Source organism: Roseomonas sp. CCTCC AB2023176, assembly GCF_042259275.1.
Classification (GTDB): domain Bacteria; phylum Pseudomonadota; class Alphaproteobacteria; order Acetobacterales; family Acetobacteraceae; genus Roseomonas.
In genome coordinates this window covers 3,878,233-3,893,826 of the sequence record NZ_CP170086.1, presented here as the reverse complement: position 1 = coordinate 3,893,826, position 15,594 = coordinate 3,878,233, and the positions used below count along the sequence as shown (strand labels likewise).

Genomic DNA, 15,594 nt, shown 5'->3' with positions numbered 1-15,594 from the left:
CCGAGGGCGCTCAGACCGTCGGCGGCGGGACGTTGTCCGGCGTGTCGAAGGCCTGGCCGAACCACTTGGTCTGGAGGGCGGCAAGGCGGCCGTCGGTGCGCATGCGGCGGATGCTGTCGTCGATGGCGTCGAGCAGCGGGGCGCTGTCCTCGTCCTTGCGGCCGATGTAGCCGAAGTAGGATTTCTCGCCGAAGGGCGGGTTGACCACGGCGAAGACGTTGGGACGGGTCTTCGCGACGAAGGCGATGTTGGGCAGCGAATTCGCGACGGCCGCGATGCGTCCCGCGGCGAGGTCGGCATAGGCCTCGGAGAAGGACTGGTATTCACGGATCGGCGGCGTGGTGCCGGGCAGGCGCTGCACGAAGGCCTGGAACTGGGCGAGTTGCGCCGTCGCGGTGGCGCCGCCGAGCTGCTTGCCCGCCACGTCCTCCGGCTTCTGGATGGAGGCGTCGTTGGCGCGCTTGAGCACGGCGACGGTCGCCTCGGCGACGGGGACGGTGAAGCGGTAGCGCTCCGCACGGGCGCGCGTGATGGTGGCGGGGCCGCCGACCATGTCGTAGCGGCCGGCCTCGAGGCCCGGGAGGACCGCCGGCCAGGGCAGGTCCTGGAAGCGGATCCGGACGCCGAGGTCGCGTCCCACATGCTCGAAGAGCTCGACGTTCATGCCGACCTGGCGGCCGCCTTCGGTGAAGTCGAACGGGGCGAAGTGCAGTTCGGTCGCAATCAGCAATTCGCCGGCGCGGCGGGCCTTCTCCAGGTTGTTCGCGGCGGCGGGCCGGATGAAGGGAAGCGAGAGGGCGGCGGCGCCGAGGGCGCGGCGGGTGAAGCGGGGCATCGGGGTCCCTCCTGGGGTCGTCCTGCCGGCGGATCATGCACGGGGCGTGCCGCGTTGTCGTCCCCTCGCGGTTGACCGGCGTGGCAGGGGCGGTGAGCCTGTCGGTGCCGGGCGATGGTGCGGCCGGCGTCAGGAGGCGCGATGGCGGGCGATCTTCCGGTCCTCGACGTGTCGGGACTGCGGTCGGGGAGGCGGGCGCCGTCGCGCGGCTGGCGGCGGAGGTGCGGGCGGCCTGCGAGGGACCAGGATTCTTTTACGTGCGGGGCCACGGGATCGCGGCGGAGGTGATCGACGCGGCGGCGCGGGAGGCGCTGGCCTTCTTCCGGCTCCCGCACCAGACGAAACGGGGCGTTGCGGCGAACCGGCTGCACCGGGGCTGGCACGCGATGGGCGGCGCGCTGATGGAGGGTGCGAAGCACCCGGACCGGAAGGAGTTCTTCTCCATCGGCCTCGAACTGCCGGAGGACGATCCGGACGTCGTGGCCGGCGTGCCGCTGCGGGGGCCGAACCAGTGGCCGAACTTCGCGCCGGCGCTCCGGCCCGCGATGTCGGCCTATTTCGGCGCGGTGGGGCGGGTTGGGGCGGATCTGCTGCGCGCGGTCGCGGTTTCGCTGGACCTGTCGCCGGCGTTCTTCGCGGATCGCTACCGCAAGCCGCTGCAGCGGACGCAGGCGATCTACTACCCGCCGATAGACCTGCGCGAGGACGAGTTCGGGCTCGCGGCGCATACGGATTTCGGCTGCATCACGCTGCTCTGGCAGGACGACAACGGTGGCTTGCAGGTGCGTGAGCAGCAGTCCGGGGAGTGGATCGACGCCCCTCCCCTGCCCGGCACGCTGGTGGTCAACGTGGGCGACCTCCTCGGGCGCTGGTCGAATGACCGCTTCGCTTCCACGCCGCACCGCGTGCTGAACCGCAGCGGGCGGGAACGCGTGTCCATCGCGACCTTCTACGACCCGGACTTCGAGGCGCGCGTCGATCCCCGCGAACTCGGCGTCTCCGACGCGGAGGCGCGGTACGAGGCGACGACGGCAGGCGCGCATATCCTCGGGCGTTTCGACCGCGCCTTCGCGTACCGGAAGGCGGTGGTGGCATGAGTCGCTTCCGGAACGCGCCGTCCATCCGGGCACCGCGGGGGACGGAGATCACGTGCCAGCAATGGACCACCGAGGCCGCGTTGCGGATGCTCATGAACAACCTCGACGACGAGGTGGCGGAGAACCCGGCGGAGCTCGTCGTCTATGGCGGCATCGGGCGGGCGGCCCGGGACTGGGAGTGCTTCGAGGTCATCCAGCGCGCGCTGCGCCGGCTGCGCGAGGACCAGACCTTGCTGGTCCAGTCGGGCAAGCCGGTCGGCGTGTTCGAGACGCATGCGGATGCGCCGCGCGTGCTGATCGCCAACTCCAACCTCGTGCCGCGCTGGGCGACCTGGGAGCATTTCAACGCGCTCGATCGCCAGGGCCTGATGATGTACGGCCAGATGACCGCGGGGTCCTGGATCTACATCGGGACGCAGGGGATCGTGCAGGGGACCTACGAGACCTTCGTGGAGGCAGGGCGGCAGCATTTCGGGGGCGACCTGTCGGGGCGCTGGATCCTGACGGGCGGGCTCGGCGGAATGGGCGGGGCGCAGCCGCTGGCCGGCGTCTTCGCCGGGGCCTGCGTGCTGGCGGTGGAGTGCCAGCCCTCGCGCATCGAGAAGCGGCTCGAGACGCAGTACCTGGATCATCGCGCGGATGACCTGGACACGGCGCTGGCCATGATTCGGGCGGCCTGCGCGGAACGGCGCGCGATCTCGGTCGGGCTGCTGGGAAATGCGGCGGAGGTGTTTCCGGAGCTGGTCCGGCGTGGCGTCGTGCCGGACATCGTGACGGACCAGACCTCGGCGCATGATCCGTCGAACGGCTACCTGCCGGCGGGGTGGACGCTGGGGCAATGGCAGGCGAAGCGGGAGAGTGACCCGGCCGCCGTCGCTGCCGCCGCGAAGCGGTCCATGGTCGCGCACGTGCAGGCGATGCTGGACTTCCAGCGGATGGGGGCGAAGGTCCTCGATTACGGGAACAACATCCGGCAGATGGCCCGGGACGAGGGGCTGGAGGGGGCCTTCGGCTTCCCGGGCTTCGTGCCGGCCTACATCCGCCCGCTGTTCTGCCGGGGGATCGGGCCGTTCCGGTGGTGCGCGCTGTCCGGCGATCCGGACGACATCCGCAAGACCGACGCGAAGGTGCGGGAGATCATCCCGGACGATCCGCACCTGCATCGCTGGTTGGACATGGCGCAGGCGCGGATCCGGTTCCAGGGGCTGCCGGCGCGCATCTGCTGGGTGGGGCTGGGGCAGCGGCACCGGCTCGGGCTGGCATTCAACGAGATGGTGGCCTCGGGCGAATTGTCGGCGCCGATCGTGATCGGGCGGGACCACCTGGATTCCGGATCGGTCGCGTCGCCTAATCGGGAGACCGAGGCGATGATGGACGGGTCCGACGCCGTCTCCGACTGGCCATTGCTGAATGCGTTGCTGAACACGGCGTCCGGCGCGACCTGGGTGTCGCTGCACCACGGGGGTGGCGTAGGAATGGGGTATTCCCAGCACGCAGGCATGGTGATCGTGGCGGACGGCACGCCGGAAGCGGCGCGGCGGCTGCGGCGCGTGCTGTGGAACGACCCGGCAACGGGGGTGATGCGGCACGCCGACGCGGGCTACGGGATCGCGCGGGACTGCGCGCGGGAGCAGGGGCTGGACCTGCCAATGCTCCGCGCATGATCCGGCCGGGCCATGTGGGGCTGGCGGACCTCCGCGCGGTGATGGAAGGCGCACGGCTCGACCTCGGCGGGGAATGGCGCGTCGAGGTCGAGCGCAGCCACGCGGCGCTGCTCGCGCGGCTGGCGAGGGGCGAGACGATCTACGGAGTGAATACCGGGTTCGGGAAACTCGCCTCGACGCGGATCGGGGCGGGCGATCTCTCGCGGCTGCAGATGAACCTGCTGCGGTCCCACGCGGCCGGGGTGGGGGAGCCGCTGCCGCGGCCCGTCGCGCGGCTGATCCTCGCGCTGAAGGCGCTGTCGCTGGCGCGTGGGGCATCGGGGGTGGCGGAGACGACGGTGGAGGCGATTCTCGGGCTGCTGGAGCGGGAGGTCGTGCCGGTGATCCCCTCGCGCGGGTCGGTGGGTGCTTCCGGGGACCTGGCGCCGCTGGCGCACCTGTCGCTCGTGCTCGTCGGCGAAGGAGAGGCCTTCCTGGGGCAGGAGCGGCTGCCCGGCGGGGATGCGCTGGCGCGGGCGGGGCTGGCCCCAATCGCACTGGGACCAAAGGAGGGGCTCGCGCTGCTCAACGGGACGCAGGTGTCCACGGCGGTCGCGCTGGCCGGGTTGTTCGCGGCCGATGACCTGTTCGCGACGGCGCTGGTCGCGGGGGCCATCAGCACCGAGGGAGTGCGGGGGTCCGACACCCCCTTCGATCCGCGCATCCACGCCCTGCGCGGGCAGCCGGGGCAGGTGCGCGCGGCGGCGGCGCTGCGGCGGCTGATTGAGGGGAGCGCGATCCGGGAAAGCCACCGCCTGGACGATCCGCGGGTGCAGGACCCGTATTCGATCCGCTGCCAGCCGCAGGTCATGGGGGCCTGCCTCGACCTGCTGGAGAGCGCCGGCGCGGTGCTCGAGCGGGAGGCGAATGCCGTCACGGACAATCCGCTGGTGACGGAGGAGGGTGAGGTGCTGTCCGGCGGCAACTTCCACGCGGCGCCGGTGGCCTTCGCGGCGGATACGATCGCGCTGGCGGTGGCGGAGATCGGGGCGCTGGCGGAGCGGCGGATCGCGCTGCTGACGGATCCCGCGTTGTCGGGATTGCCGGCGTTCCTGGTGCGCGAAGGCGGGCTGAACTCGGGGTTCATGATCGCGCAGGTGACGGCGGCGGCGCTGGCCTCGGAACAGAAGTCGTTGGCGCACCCGCGGTCCGTGGATTCGCTGCCGACCTCGGCGAACCAGGAGGACCACGTGTCCATGGCCACGGGGGCGGCGCTGCGGCTGATGCCGATGATGGCGAACCTGCGGGACATCCTGGCCATCGAATTGCTCGCCGCGTGCCAAGCGATCGAGTTCCACCGGCCCCTGCGGTCGTCCGAGACGCTGGAGGCGGCGCATGCGGCCGTGCGGGACGTCGTCCACGCCTGGGACGCGGACCGGGAGATGGCGCCGGACATCGCCGCGGTGGCGGGGCTGGTCGCGGAGGGGCGGTTCGCGGGCTACGCGGATGTGTAGAGGCTCGGGCAGCCGGACGCGGCGTGGCCGGCCGATCACTGCCGACGCGGCCGGTCGCGCGAAGGCCTGCGTGGAAGTCGGCGTCGGGCGGAGCGCACGTCGCGATGCTTGACCGAGTCTGGGTCAACGCGTCGCTCTGCACGATGTCGCCGCGGGATGGGCGCGACGGGCTCGGCATCATCGAGGACGGGGCGGTGGCGGCTCGGGACGGGCGGATCGCCTGGGTCGGCGCGCGGCGAGACCTGCCCACGAGCGGGGCGGAGGTCGTGGATCTCGGCGGGGCGTGGCTGCTGCCGGGGCTGGTGGATTGCCACACGCACCTGGTCTTCGCCGGCGACCGCGCGGGGGAGTTCGAGCGGCGGCTGGCCGGCGCGACCTATGAGGAAATCGCGCGCGAGGGTGGGGGCATCCTGTCCACCGTGCGGCTGACGCGCGAGGCGAGCGAGGAGGCGCTGATCGAGGGCGCGCTGCCGCGGCTGGATTCGCTGCTGGCGGAAGGAGTGACGACGGTCGAGGTGAAGTCGGGCTACGGGCTCGATCTCCCGACGGAGGCGCGGATGCTGCGGGCGGCTCGAGCGCTGGACTCGCGCCGCACGGTGTCCGTGCGGACCAGCCTGCTCGCGGCCCATGCGGTGCCGCCGGAGTTCAGCGGGCGCCAGGCGGATTACGCCCGCCTCGTCGCGGAGGAGATCGTGCCGGCGGTCGCGCGGGACGGCATCGCGGATGCCGTGGACGCGTTCTGCGACACGATCGGCTTCACGGCCGAGGAGACGCGGTGGGTCTTCGACGCAGCGCGGCGAGCCAGGCTGCCTGTGAAGCTGCACGCGGACCAGCTGGGCGACACGGGCGGGGCGGAGCTGGCGGCGGAATACGGCGCGCTGTCGGCGGATCACCTGGAGCATGCGTCCAAGGCCGGGCTGCGCGCCATGGCGGCGGCGGGGAGCGTCGCCGTCCTGCTGCCCGGCGCGACCTACTTCATCCGGGAGGCGCGGATGCCCGATGTCGCGGCGATGCGCGCGGCGGGCGTGCGGATGGCGGTGTCCACCGACATGAACCCGGGCTCGTCCCCGACCCGGTCGCTGCTGCTGATGGCGAACATGGCCTGCACGCTCTACCGGCTGACGGTGGAAGAGGCACTGCTGGGCATCACGCGGCACGCCGCGGCGGCGTTGGGGCTGCAGGACCGCGGGGCGCTGGAGGTCGGGATGCGCTGCGACCTCGGCGTTTACCGTATCTCCCGGCCGGCGGAGCTCTGCTACTGGATGGGACACAACCCCTGCACGGGACGCGTGGTGGCCGGGCGTGACGCTTGACGAACTGACGGAGCGGGTGCGGACCGGCGTGCCGCTGGCGGGTGCGCTGCGGCTGGAGGTGCTGGCGGCCTCCGCCGAGGCGGCGACGGTGCGGATGCCGCCGTCGGACCTGTCCCTGCGGCCGGGGCCCTCCGTCTCGGGTCCCGCGATGATGACGCTCGCGGATGCGGCGGTCTGGGTGCCGGAGCTCGTCGCGCGGGGCGGAGCGGACGAGACGCGGACGGCGGTCATGACCACGACCTTCCTGCGGCCCCCCGGCGCCAACGGCGTGATCGCGGAGGTGGCGGTGGTGCGGCGCGCGGCGGACCGCGCTCTACGCGGAGGTGTGGATGCGGGCGGAGGGGTCGGACAAGCCCTGCGCACACGTGACGACGACCTGGCTGCGGGCGAGCGCGCCGTGACGCCGGGCATAGGTCACAATGGCGGGCCGCCGCTCGATCCCGAAGAGTCCTATCGGCACTGGCACTGGAAGCGGGCGCACAAGAAGGCCTGGAAGACGCCGCCGCGGGAGATCGCGCTGCGGCGGCTGGCACGGGCGGAGGAACTGGGAATGACCTACCGGGCCTACACGCTCGAGATCATGGAGCGGGGGCGGTACCTGTAGCGCGGTGGCGGACCCTGAGGGACTTGAACCCCCAACCAACCGGGTAGAAGCCGGTTGCTCTATCCAGTTGAGCTAAGGGTCCGGGACACCCGCGGGCCTCAGTGCGTCCAGTTCTCCGGGCGGTTCGTGCGGAAATTGTCCGAGTAGGACTTGGGACGCAGCGCCGGCTTCTGCTGCGCGCGCTCGACCTCGTAGGCGATGCCGTTTTCCTTCGCGTAGGCCTCCGCGGCATCCAGCGTCGGGAAGTGCAGGCGGACCTGGCGCGGGGTGTCGCCGGAGCCGTACCAGCCGGTCAGCGGGTCGATGCGCTTGGGCTCGCGAATCGCGTGTTCCAGGACCCAGCCGTTCGTGCGGCCGAGGCCGGACTGCATGGAGCTCTTCGGCGGGGAATAGATGCGGGCGAGCGTGTCGGCCAAGCGGATGGCTCCGTGTAGAATCGGGGCGGCGGGATTCGAACCCACGGCCTCCTGTACCCAAAACAGGCGCGCTACCAGGCTGCGCCACACCCCGACGGGTGCGGCGGAACCTAGGCGCCCGGAGCCGCCGCGGCAACCATCCCGGCTTCCGTCGGGGCGCCGATGACCTCCAGGCCGCGGAGATAGGGACGCAGGACCTCGGGGACGGTGATCCCGCCTTCCGGCCGCTGGTGGGTTTCCATGACGGCAATCAGGGCGCGACCCAGGGCGACGCCGGATCCGTTGAGGGTGTGGAGGAAGGCGGTGCCCTTCCCTCCCCCCGGCCGAAAGCGGGCGTTCATGCGACGGGCCTGGAAGTCGCGGCAGTTGGAGCAGGAGGAAATCTCCCGCCAGGCGCCCTGGCCGGGCAGCCAGACCTCGAGGTCGTAGGTCTTGGCGGAGGCGAAGCCGGTGTCGCCGGAGCACAGGAGGACGCGGCGCCAGGTCAGGCCGAGCTCCGTCAGGACGCGCTCGGCGCACCGCGTCATGCGCTCGTGCTCCTCGGCGGAGTCCTCGGGGCGCGTGACGCTGACGAGCTCAACCTTCATGAACTGGTGCTGGCGCAGCATGCCCCGCGTGTCCCGGCCCGCGGCGCCGGCCTCCGAGCGAAAGCAGGGGGACAGGGCGGCGTAGCGGCGGGGGAGATACGACTCCGCCACGATCTCGTCGCGGACGATGTTCGTCAGCGGGACCTCGGCGGTGGGGATGAGCCAGCGGCCGTCCGTCGTGCGGAAGAGGTCGTCGGCAAACTTCGGCAACTGTCCCGTGCCGTACATCGTCGCGTCGTTCACCAGCAGGGGTACGGCCGTCTCTGTGTAGCCATGCTCCAGCACGTGCAGGTCCAGCATGTACTGGCCGAGCGCCCGTTCGAGGCGGGCCAGTTCGCCGGAGAGGAGGGTGAAGCGGCTGCCGGCCAGTTTGGCGGCGGTCGCGAAGTCCATCTGGCCGAGCGACTCGCCGAGTTCGAAGTGCTGGCGCTGCGGGGCGTTGGTGCGGGGGGGCTCGCCGTGCTGGTGGAGCACGACGTTGGCGCTCTCGTCGGGGCCGTCGGGGACGTCGGGATCAAGGAGGTTGGGGAGGGATTCGAGGATCGCGGTGACCTCTCTCCCCGCGCGTCGGGGTCGGCCTCGGCGGCGCGGACAACGGCGGCGGCGACCTCGGCCTTCAGGCGCTCCGCCTCCGAGGGGTCGCCGCGCTTCATCGCGGCGCCGATTTCCTTCGAGACGCGGTTGCGGGTGGCCTGCGCCTCCTCCGTCAGCCGGATCGCCTCGCGGTGCGATGTGTCGAGGCGCAGGATTTCGGCAGAGACGGGCGGCAAGCCCCGGCGCGCGAGGGCGACGTCGAAGGCGGCGGGGTCGGCCCGCACGGCGCGGATGTCGTGCACGGGCGCGTCCTCAGGTCGTCGCGGGCGGCGTCGCGGTGTTCGTCGGTTTCGGGGAGCGCGTCATCCAGCCTGCGGCGATGATCGAGAGCTCGTAAAGGATGATCAGCGGCACGGCGAGGCCGACCTGGGAGATGACGTCAGGCGGCGTCAGCACGGCGGCCGCGACGAACATGCCGACGATCGCGTAGCGGCGACCCTTCTTCAGGCCATCCACGCTGACGATCCCCACCTTGGCCATCAGGGTCAGCGCGACGGGTAGCTGGAAGGCGATCCCGAAGGCCAGGATCATGTGCATGACGAGAGAGAGGTATTCGCTGACCTTCGCTTCGAGCTGCACGGGGATGCCGCCGGCGCCGGTCGGCGTCTCGAAGGATATGAAGAAGCGCCAGGCCAGCGGGAAGATGAAGTAGTAGGCGAGCGCCGCGCCCATGGTGAACAGCACGGGCGAGGCGACGAGGAAGGGCGCGATCGCCCGCTTCTCCGACCGGTAGAGGCCCGGCGCGATGAACAGCCAGAGCTGCGTCGCCCAGACGGGGAAGGAGAAGAAGACCGCGCCGAAGAAGGCGACCTTCAGGTACGTGAAGAAGGCCTCGTAGAGTGCGGTGAAGATCATCCGCCGGTCGCCGCCGCCATGTTCCATCAGCACGTTGGCGAGCGGGCGCGCGAGGAAGCCGTAAATCTGCGTCGAGAAGTAGTAGCAGACCGCGAAGGCCATGATGAAGGCGCCCATGGACCACATCAGGCGCGTCCGCAGTTCGAGCAGGTGCTCGATCAGCGGCATGGGCTTGTCGTCGATGACGTCGTCCGGTTGGCGGGGCACGGTGTCGCTCTGACGATCAGGCGGCGCGCGACGCGTCGGCCCCGGGGGCGCGGGCGTCGGCGGCGCGGGGGTGGCCGGGGCGGGTGCAGCCGCGGCAGGGGAAGGTTCCGCAGCGGCGAACATGGTCGGGACCGCGGAGTGCGTGCCGGCGGAGGCGGTCATCGCGGGCGCGGCAGGCGGCGGCGCGGCGATAGTCGGTTCGGCGGGCGCCGCCGCGGCGGGCGGGGGTGCGATGGGCTGGAGGGTGATCGGGTCCAGGGCGACCTCGGCGGGCGCAACCTGGCCGGGGGCTGGGTTCGCGTCGGTGGGCGGGGCGTAAGTGGTCGTCGCGTCGGCGGGTGGCACGCCGTCGGGCGGCGTCGCGGACCACGCCGGCGCGGCATCGGAGGTCGGGGGCGGCGGGGCGCGGAAGGGGTCGTCGTTGAAGGTCTTGCGGATGGAGCCGTCGGCGTCGACCGCCTTCTCGATCTCGCCCTTCAGGTCGAAGTTGCGGAGGTCGCGGATCTGGTCACGCACGTCCTCGAGCTTCGCCTCGCGCACGACCTCGTCCAGGTGGCCCTGGAACTCGCCGGCCATGCGACGGAGCTTGCTGATGCCGCGGGCCACGCCGCGCACCGCTTCCGGAAGGTCCTTCGGCCCGATGACGACGATCGCCACGACGGCGATCACCGCGATCTCGGACCATGCAAGGTCGAACATGCGTCTCCGATCAGGAGCTGCGCGCCGGAGAGGGCGCTCGGGTGGCTTCCGTTAGCAGAGACGGGTGGCGCGGCCAATCGGCCGGCCCGGTCCGTTCCCCTTGCGCAGCACATGGGGCGCAGCGGGCGGGCGGGAAAGAGCGGGGGTGAGCGGTCGCCGCGGCGACGGCGTAACGGGCGAGGTCGGCGCCTTGGGTGCACAGCGGGGTTCGCGACCGGCCAGTCCGCCGGCGTTGCGCGCGACGGGCATCGGCGTCAGGCAGGCAACGGAGCCCGGCGCCCGCGGCTCACGCAGCGGGGGCCTGGATGACCGGCCCGACCTCGTCTTCCGGCGGGAAGAGGAAGGCTCGTTCGGTGTCGAGCGCCAGGCCGACCGCGTCGCCACGGCGGACCGGCTGGCCGGGGGTAGGCGGGCGTGGACGTGGAGCGGGCCGGCGCCGGGGACCGGTACCTCCAGATGCACCATCGTGACGGCACCGAGCATACGGCTGGCCTCGACCTCCGCGGCGACGCCCTGGCCGGGGGGAGAAGCCGGACGCCCTCGGGGCGCAGCAGCATCTCGGCGGGGCCGTCGGGGAGGGTCGCGGCGAGTAGGCCGAGGGGGGTGCGGGCGATCCCGTCGGCGATCAGGGCGGGGATGCGGTTCACCTCGCCGAGGAAGGTCGCGACGAAGCGGGAGATGGGATGGAGGTAGAGGTCGGTCGGGGTTCCGACCTGCTCGATCCGGCCCTCGCGGAGGAGGGCGATGCGGTCGGCCATGAACATGGCTTCCTCCGCGTCGTGGGTGACGAGGAGGGTGGCGATGCCGGCTTCCTGCAGCAGGTGGAGGGTGTCGTCGCGGACGCGTTCGCGCAGGCGCGCGTCGAGGCTGGCAAAGGCCTCGTCCAGTAGCAGGACGGCGGGGCGCGGGGCGAGGGCGCGCGCCAGGGCGACGCGCTGCTGCTGCCCACCGGAGAGAGTGTGTGGCCAGGACTCCGCGTGGCCCTCCAGGCCGACGCGGGCCAGGGCCTCATGGACGCGGGCGTCGCGCTCGGCGCGGGGAAGGCGGCGGAGGCCGAAGGCGACGTTCGCGGCGACGGTCAGGTGGGGGAAGAGGGCGTAGTCCTGGAAGACGAAGCCGACGGATCGTCCTTCCGGCGGGACCTCGCGCCCGGGGCGGGCGACGATGCGGCCGGCGATCTCGATCTCCCCGTTCTGGAGAGGTTCCAGGCCGGAGGTCAGTCGAAGCAATGTCGTCTTGCCGTCGCCGGAGGGGCCAAGGAGGCAGACGATCTCGCCCGCCGCGACCTCGAGGTCTACGCCGCGGATGACCTCGCGCACGCCGTAGCGGTGGCGGATGCCGGAAAGGCGGAGGGTCACGCGGCGTCTTCGGGGCGGGGCCTGGGGGCGGTCGTGGTATCGCCGGCCATCGGATCGCCAGCCGTCTGATCGCCAGCCGCCTCCGCGACGGCCGGCGGCTCGGCTTGGGCGAGGGGCGCAACCGCCTCCGCCGCATCGGCCACGGTGGCGACGTCCGCCTCTGTTTCTCGCTTGATCCCGGCCGCAGGGGCGTCCGAGTGGGGCTGCGCCGAACCTGCATCCCGTTCGAGACGATGGGTCTGCGCTCCCCCGTCGTCCGCAGCGCGGGGTGGTCCGTCGGCGTAGGGCATGGCTGTCGTCGGGAGACCCAGGGCCGCTGGTGCCGGGAAGGGCAGCCCCGGTTCGGGCAGCAATTCCTCCCGGCGCGGGAGGTCGCGGAGGGAGTTCAGGCCGAACTGGTCCAGGAACCTCGGCGTCGTGCCCCAGAGGGTCGGGCGACCCGGGGCCTCCTTCTTGCCGCGGGGGGCGATCAGGCCGTTCTCCAGCAGGATCTCGAGCGTGGTCTGGGCGAGGGAGGTACCGCGGATTTCCTCGATCTCCGGGCGGGTGACGGGCTGGTGCCAGGCGACGATCGCCAGCGCCTCCATCGCGGCGCGGGGAAGGCGGCGGGGGACCTCGACGACCTTCGTGAGCAGAGGGGCGAGGTCGGGGGCGGTGCGGAACGCCCAGCCGCCGGCCACCTGGGTCAGGACGACGCCGCGCTCGGCGCTGCGGGCCGCGAGTTCATGGAGGACCGCGCGGGGATCCACGCCGTCCGGCAGCAGGGGCGCCAGGCGGGCGGTCGGGACGGGGGCGGCGGAAGCGTAGATCAGCGCCTCGGCGATGCGAAGCGCTGCGGGGGGATGACGGCCCCCTCCCCTGCCCCGGTCGGCGGCGCGTCGGTGTCGGGGGCGAGAGTGACGGCCGATGCGGCGCTGGCCGCACCGGCGAATGGTTCGGCGAGCCCCGCGCCAGGGAGCGCGAGGCTGGTGTCGGCGAGGGCCGGCTGGGATGTGGCTTCCTCGCCGCTTGTATCGGTTTCCGCGAGCAGGTCCGTGCCGGGCGCGGTCATCGTGGCGCCCGGGTCGGCCGGGTCGGCCGGGTCGGCCGGGTCGGCATCGGTCCAGGCCAGTCCGATGGGAAGCGTATTCGGCGGCGGCGGGGCCGCTTCGGACCCGGGAGGCGCGGCGGCGGCTTCGCCGGAAGGGTCGCCCGGGGCCGGGTCGGCATGCGGGGCGGGGCCGGTCGGGTCGGGATTGCCCGGGGCCGGGTCCAAGACGAGGCCCTTCCCGTCCGGGACAGAGCCGGACGGTAGGCCGGCAGGTGTCGGCGTCCCCGCGGCTCCGGGGTCGGGCTGGCCGGGCACGTGGGAGTGGTCAGACGGCATCGGCGGGTTCGGGCTGCGCGGCGCGGCGCGGCGGGCGGAGGAGGATCGGGGCGAAGGGTGCGTCCTGGCGCAGTTCGACCAAGCCGTTCTTGGCCATCTCGAGCCCCGCGATGAGGGTGCTGGCGAGGGCGGCGCGGCGCTCGGTCGGGTCGGGCGGGGTGTCGTCCCGCGCGTCGGGAAGGAAGCGGGAGAGTTCGGCCCAGTCGGGGATGCTGCCGATCAGGGTGCGCAGGCGCGCCAGGGCGTCGTTCACCGTCCACACGCGGCGGGGCTTCGGGCGGTAGGGACGAAGCGCGGCAGCGCGGCGCAGGACGTCCGTGTAGGCGCGGATCAGGCCGGGCAGGTCGGCGGAGAGGGCAGAGCGGTCCTCCTGCACCAGCGATTCCGGGGCGCCGCGGGGCAGGACGTCGCGGCCGAGGAAGGGTCGGGCGCCGAGCCAGGCGGCAGCGGCGCGCATGCGTTCCAGCTCGCGCAGGCGGTCGGCGAGGGTGGCCGCCAGGGCCTCGGCGTCCTCCTCGGCATCAGGGTCGTCGGGGAGCAGAAGGCGCGACTTCAGCCAGGCCAGCCACGCCGCCATGACGAGCCAGTCCGCCGCGAGTTCCAGGCGGACGCGGCGTGCGCCCTCGATGACCGCGAGGTACTGGTCAACGAGCGCGAGGATGGAGATCCGGGCGATATCGACCTTCTGCGCGCGGGCGAGGTCGAGCAGGAGGTCGAGCGGGCCCTCGAAGCCGTCGAGGCGGAGGTGGAGGGCCGGCTCGGGCGGGGGGAGGCTTCCGTCAGCCATGGCCGGTCAGCATCAGGATCACCCGGCCCAGCGGCTGGACCATCGTGCGGACGAGCCAGCGGAAGGGATCGTAGCCCGCGACCGGAAGGATCAGCAGCGCGCCGAGGACAAGCAGGAGGCCGACCCGTTCGAGTTGCAGGAAGGGGATGCCGATCGAGGGTGGAAGCAGGCCGCCGAGGATGCGGCCTCCATCGAGCGGCGGGATCGGCAGGAGGTTGAAGCAGGCCAGGACAAGATTGCCGAGGATCGAAAGGAACAGGAATTGCCGCAGCCAATCCTGGACGTTGTCGGAACCGAGGCCGAGGAGCGGGTGGATCAGCAGAGCGGCCAGCGTCGCAATGGCAATGTTGATCGCGGGACCCGCCGCGGCGACGAGAACCATCCCGAAGCGCGGGTTACGCAGACGCATGACGTCCACCGGCACCGGGCGCGCCCAGCCGAACATCACGTCCACGCGGCCGGTTGTCAGGAGTTGCGAGACGAGGAGGAGGCCGGGGACCAGGAGAGTGCCGACCGGGTCCACATGCGCGATCGGGTTGAGGGAGAGGCGGCCCATCTGCTTCGCAGTGTCGTCACCGAGCCAGAGGGCGGCGTAGCCGTGCGCGGCCTCGTGCAGGGTGATCGCGAGGATTGCCGCGAGCGCGGCCGCGGCGAAGTCGGGGAGCCAGTCCATCGCGTGGTCAGGCGGCCTGGACTTGCGAGGGTCGTGCGGTGGGGTCTGGCGCCACGGCCAGGAGAGCCACGCCGGGCGGGATGGCGATGCGGGCAGTCAAGGCCGCGACCCGCGCGTCGTGCAGGCGGGCGGCGGCGGCATGCGTCAAATGCGGGCAGGTGCGGAGGAGAGCGGCAGATTCGGCGAGCACGCCTGAGCAGTGCAGGACGAGGTCGCAGCCGGCATCCAGCGCGTCGGCGGCGAGGTCGTTCGAGAGCCCGGCAAGCGCGCCCATCTGCAGGTCGTCGCAGACGAGGACGCCGTCGAAGCCGATCTGCCCGCGGATGATCTCGCTGATGATGCGGGGGGAGAGGGTCGCCGGGCGCAACGCGTCCCAAGCGTCAAAGGTGACGTGGGCCGTCATGGCCCAGAGGTGGCGTCCCCTGCCCTGCTCCACCACGGTGGCGAAGGGGAGGAGGTCGGCCGCGAGCGTGTCGCAGTCCGCGGTGACGCGCGGCAGAGTGTCGTGGCTGTCGGCGGTGGCGCGGCCGTGTCCGGGGACGTGCTTGATGACGGGCTGGATGCCGGCGGCCATGAGGCCCTCGACCCAGGCGAGGCCAAGGCGGGCGACCTCGTCCGGGTCGGCGGAGAAAGCGCGGTCGCCGATGACGCCGTGGGCGCCGGGCACCTGAAGGTCCAGGCAGGGGGCGCAGGCCACGTCGAGGCCGACGCGCGCGCATTCGGCGCCGAGCAGCGCGGCGGCAGCGGCGGCGCGGGTTGCAGGAGCGCCCTCGAAGGCGGCGGCGGCGGGATAGGATGGCCAGTGGGGCGGGCGGAGGCGGGCGACGCGGCCGCCTTCCTGATCCACGAGGATCGGGGCGTCCGCGCCGAGGACGTCGCGGATGGCGGCGGTCAGGGCGGTGACCTGCGCGGGGTCCGTGACGTTGCGGCGGAAGAGGATGACGCCGACGGGGCGGGCGTCGCGGAGGAGGGTGGCTTCCTCCGCGGTGAGGGTCGGGCCGGACAGGCCGATGACGGCCGCGCGCGGGGGGCGGTCATCGGCGCGC

At 72.5% G+C, this 15,594-nt stretch carries 14 protein-coding genes, 2 tRNA genes and 2 pseudogenes; 5 read left to right on the top strand and 13 right to left on the bottom strand.

All coding sequences use genetic code 11. The features are described 5' to 3' along the window. Nucleotides 1-10: 10 nt before the first annotated feature. Nucleotides 11-835 (bottom strand): transporter substrate-binding domain-containing protein, encoded by an 825-nt coding sequence (locus tag ACE7GA_RS19460; protein ID WP_376090236.1) that lies wholly within the window; start codon nucleotides 833-835, stop codon nucleotides 11-13. Between the two features lie 80 nt (nucleotides 836-915). Here ACE7GA_RS19460 and ACE7GA_RS19455 point away from each other — a divergent pair, with 80 nt between their 5' ends. The 5 genes from ACE7GA_RS19455 (at nucleotide 916) to ACE7GA_RS19435 (ending at nucleotide 7,006) form a co-directional block, all read left to right on the top strand. Next, nucleotides 916-1,932 (top strand): isopenicillin N synthase family dioxygenase, encoded by a 1,017-nt coding sequence (locus tag ACE7GA_RS19455; RefSeq protein WP_376100378.1) that lies wholly within the window; start codon nucleotides 916-918, stop codon nucleotides 1,930-1,932. Beyond that, a complete protein-coding gene (gene hutU / locus ACE7GA_RS19450; RefSeq protein ID WP_376090233.1) occupies nucleotides 1,929-3,596 on the top strand; it encodes a urocanate hydratase in 1,668 nt (555 codons plus the stop codon). Before ACE7GA_RS19455 ends, hutU begins: the two co-directional genes overlap by 4 nt. After that, nucleotides 3,593-5,089: a histidine ammonia-lyase gene (gene hutH / locus ACE7GA_RS19445; protein WP_376090230.1), complete on the top strand. Its 1,497-nt coding sequence runs from the start codon at nucleotides 3,593-3,595 to the stop codon at nucleotides 5,087-5,089. The genes hutU and hutH overlap by 4 nt, the downstream gene beginning before the upstream one ends. A gap of 104 nt (nucleotides 5,090-5,193) precedes the next feature. Next, nucleotides 5,194-6,402, top strand: coding sequence for an imidazolonepropionase (hutI, locus tag ACE7GA_RS19440; protein ID WP_376090227.1), 1,209 nt, complete (start codon nucleotides 5,194-5,196; stop codon nucleotides 6,400-6,402). Further along, the gene (locus tag ACE7GA_RS19435; protein ID WP_376090224.1) at nucleotides 6,392-7,006 is read left to right on the top strand and encodes a hypothetical protein; all 615 of its coding nucleotides are present in this window, start codon (nucleotides 6,392-6,394) and stop codon (nucleotides 7,004-7,006) included. Before hutI ends, ACE7GA_RS19435 begins: the two co-directional genes overlap by 11 nt. A 5-nt stretch (nucleotides 7,007-7,011) precedes the next feature. Here ACE7GA_RS19435 and ACE7GA_RS19430 read toward each other — a convergent pair. The 12 genes and pseudogenes from ACE7GA_RS19430 to nagZ all read right to left on the bottom strand — a co-directional run bounded on the left by ACE7GA_RS19430 (nucleotide 7,012) and on the right by nagZ (nucleotide 15,554). Continuing rightward, nucleotides 7,012-7,088 (bottom strand) — tRNA-Arg (locus ACE7GA_RS19430). Nucleotides 7,089-7,104: 16 nt separating this feature from the next. After that, on the bottom strand, nucleotides 7,105-7,422 hold the full coding sequence (locus ACE7GA_RS19425; protein WP_376090221.1) for an ETC complex I subunit: 318 nt from the start codon (nucleotides 7,420-7,422) through the stop codon (nucleotides 7,105-7,107). Nucleotides 7,423-7,442: 20 nt separating this feature from the next. Next, nucleotides 7,443-7,516, bottom strand: a tRNA-Pro gene (locus ACE7GA_RS19420). Between the two features lie 16 nt (nucleotides 7,517-7,532). Next, a pseudogene (serS, locus tag ACE7GA_RS19415) lies at nucleotides 7,533-8,845 on the bottom strand (serine--tRNA ligase). Nucleotides 8,846-8,855: 10 nt separating this feature from the next. Continuing rightward, complete coding sequence (tatC, locus tag ACE7GA_RS19410; protein ID WP_376100376.1) at nucleotides 8,856-9,626, bottom strand: twin-arginine translocase subunit TatC; 771 nt, start codon at nucleotides 9,624-9,626, stop codon at nucleotides 8,856-8,858. Between the two features lie 510 nt (nucleotides 9,627-10,136). After that, nucleotides 10,137-10,364: pseudogene (tatB, locus tag ACE7GA_RS19405) on the bottom strand (Sec-independent protein translocase protein TatB); the annotation flags it as partial. A 254-nt stretch (nucleotides 10,365-10,618) separates the two neighbouring features. Continuing rightward, nucleotides 10,619-11,722 (bottom strand): ABC transporter ATP-binding protein, encoded by a 1,104-nt coding sequence (locus ACE7GA_RS19400; protein WP_376090218.1) that lies wholly within the window; start codon nucleotides 11,720-11,722, stop codon nucleotides 10,619-10,621. Continuing rightward, on the bottom strand, nucleotides 11,719-12,486 hold the full coding sequence (gene scpB, locus ACE7GA_RS19395) for an SMC-Scp complex subunit ScpB (RefSeq protein ID WP_376100373.1): 768 nt from the start codon (nucleotides 12,484-12,486) through the stop codon (nucleotides 11,719-11,721). The genes ACE7GA_RS19400 and scpB overlap by 4 nt, the downstream gene beginning before the upstream one ends. A gap of 44 nt (nucleotides 12,487-12,530) precedes the next feature. After that, nucleotides 12,531-12,977 carry a hypothetical protein gene (locus ACE7GA_RS19390; protein WP_376090215.1) on the bottom strand — a complete coding sequence of 149 codons (447 nt, stop codon included), beginning with the start codon at nucleotides 12,975-12,977 and terminating at the stop codon, nucleotides 12,531-12,533. Nucleotides 12,978-13,077: 100 nt separating this feature from the next. Beyond that, nucleotides 13,078-13,875, bottom strand: coding sequence for a segregation and condensation protein A (locus tag ACE7GA_RS19385; RefSeq protein WP_376090212.1), 798 nt, complete (start codon nucleotides 13,873-13,875; stop codon nucleotides 13,078-13,080). Continuing rightward, nucleotides 13,868-14,548 carry a site-2 protease family protein gene (locus ACE7GA_RS19380; protein WP_376090209.1) on the bottom strand — a complete coding sequence of 227 codons (681 nt, stop codon included), beginning with the start codon at nucleotides 14,546-14,548 and terminating at the stop codon, nucleotides 13,868-13,870. The genes ACE7GA_RS19385 and ACE7GA_RS19380 overlap by 8 nt, the downstream gene beginning before the upstream one ends. 7 nt (nucleotides 14,549-14,555) lie before the next feature. Then, nucleotides 14,556-15,554 carry a beta-N-acetylhexosaminidase gene (nagZ, locus tag ACE7GA_RS19375; protein WP_376100370.1) on the bottom strand — a complete coding sequence of 333 codons (999 nt, stop codon included), beginning with the start codon at nucleotides 15,552-15,554 and terminating at the stop codon, nucleotides 14,556-14,558. Nucleotides 15,555-15,594: the final 40 nt, after the last annotated feature.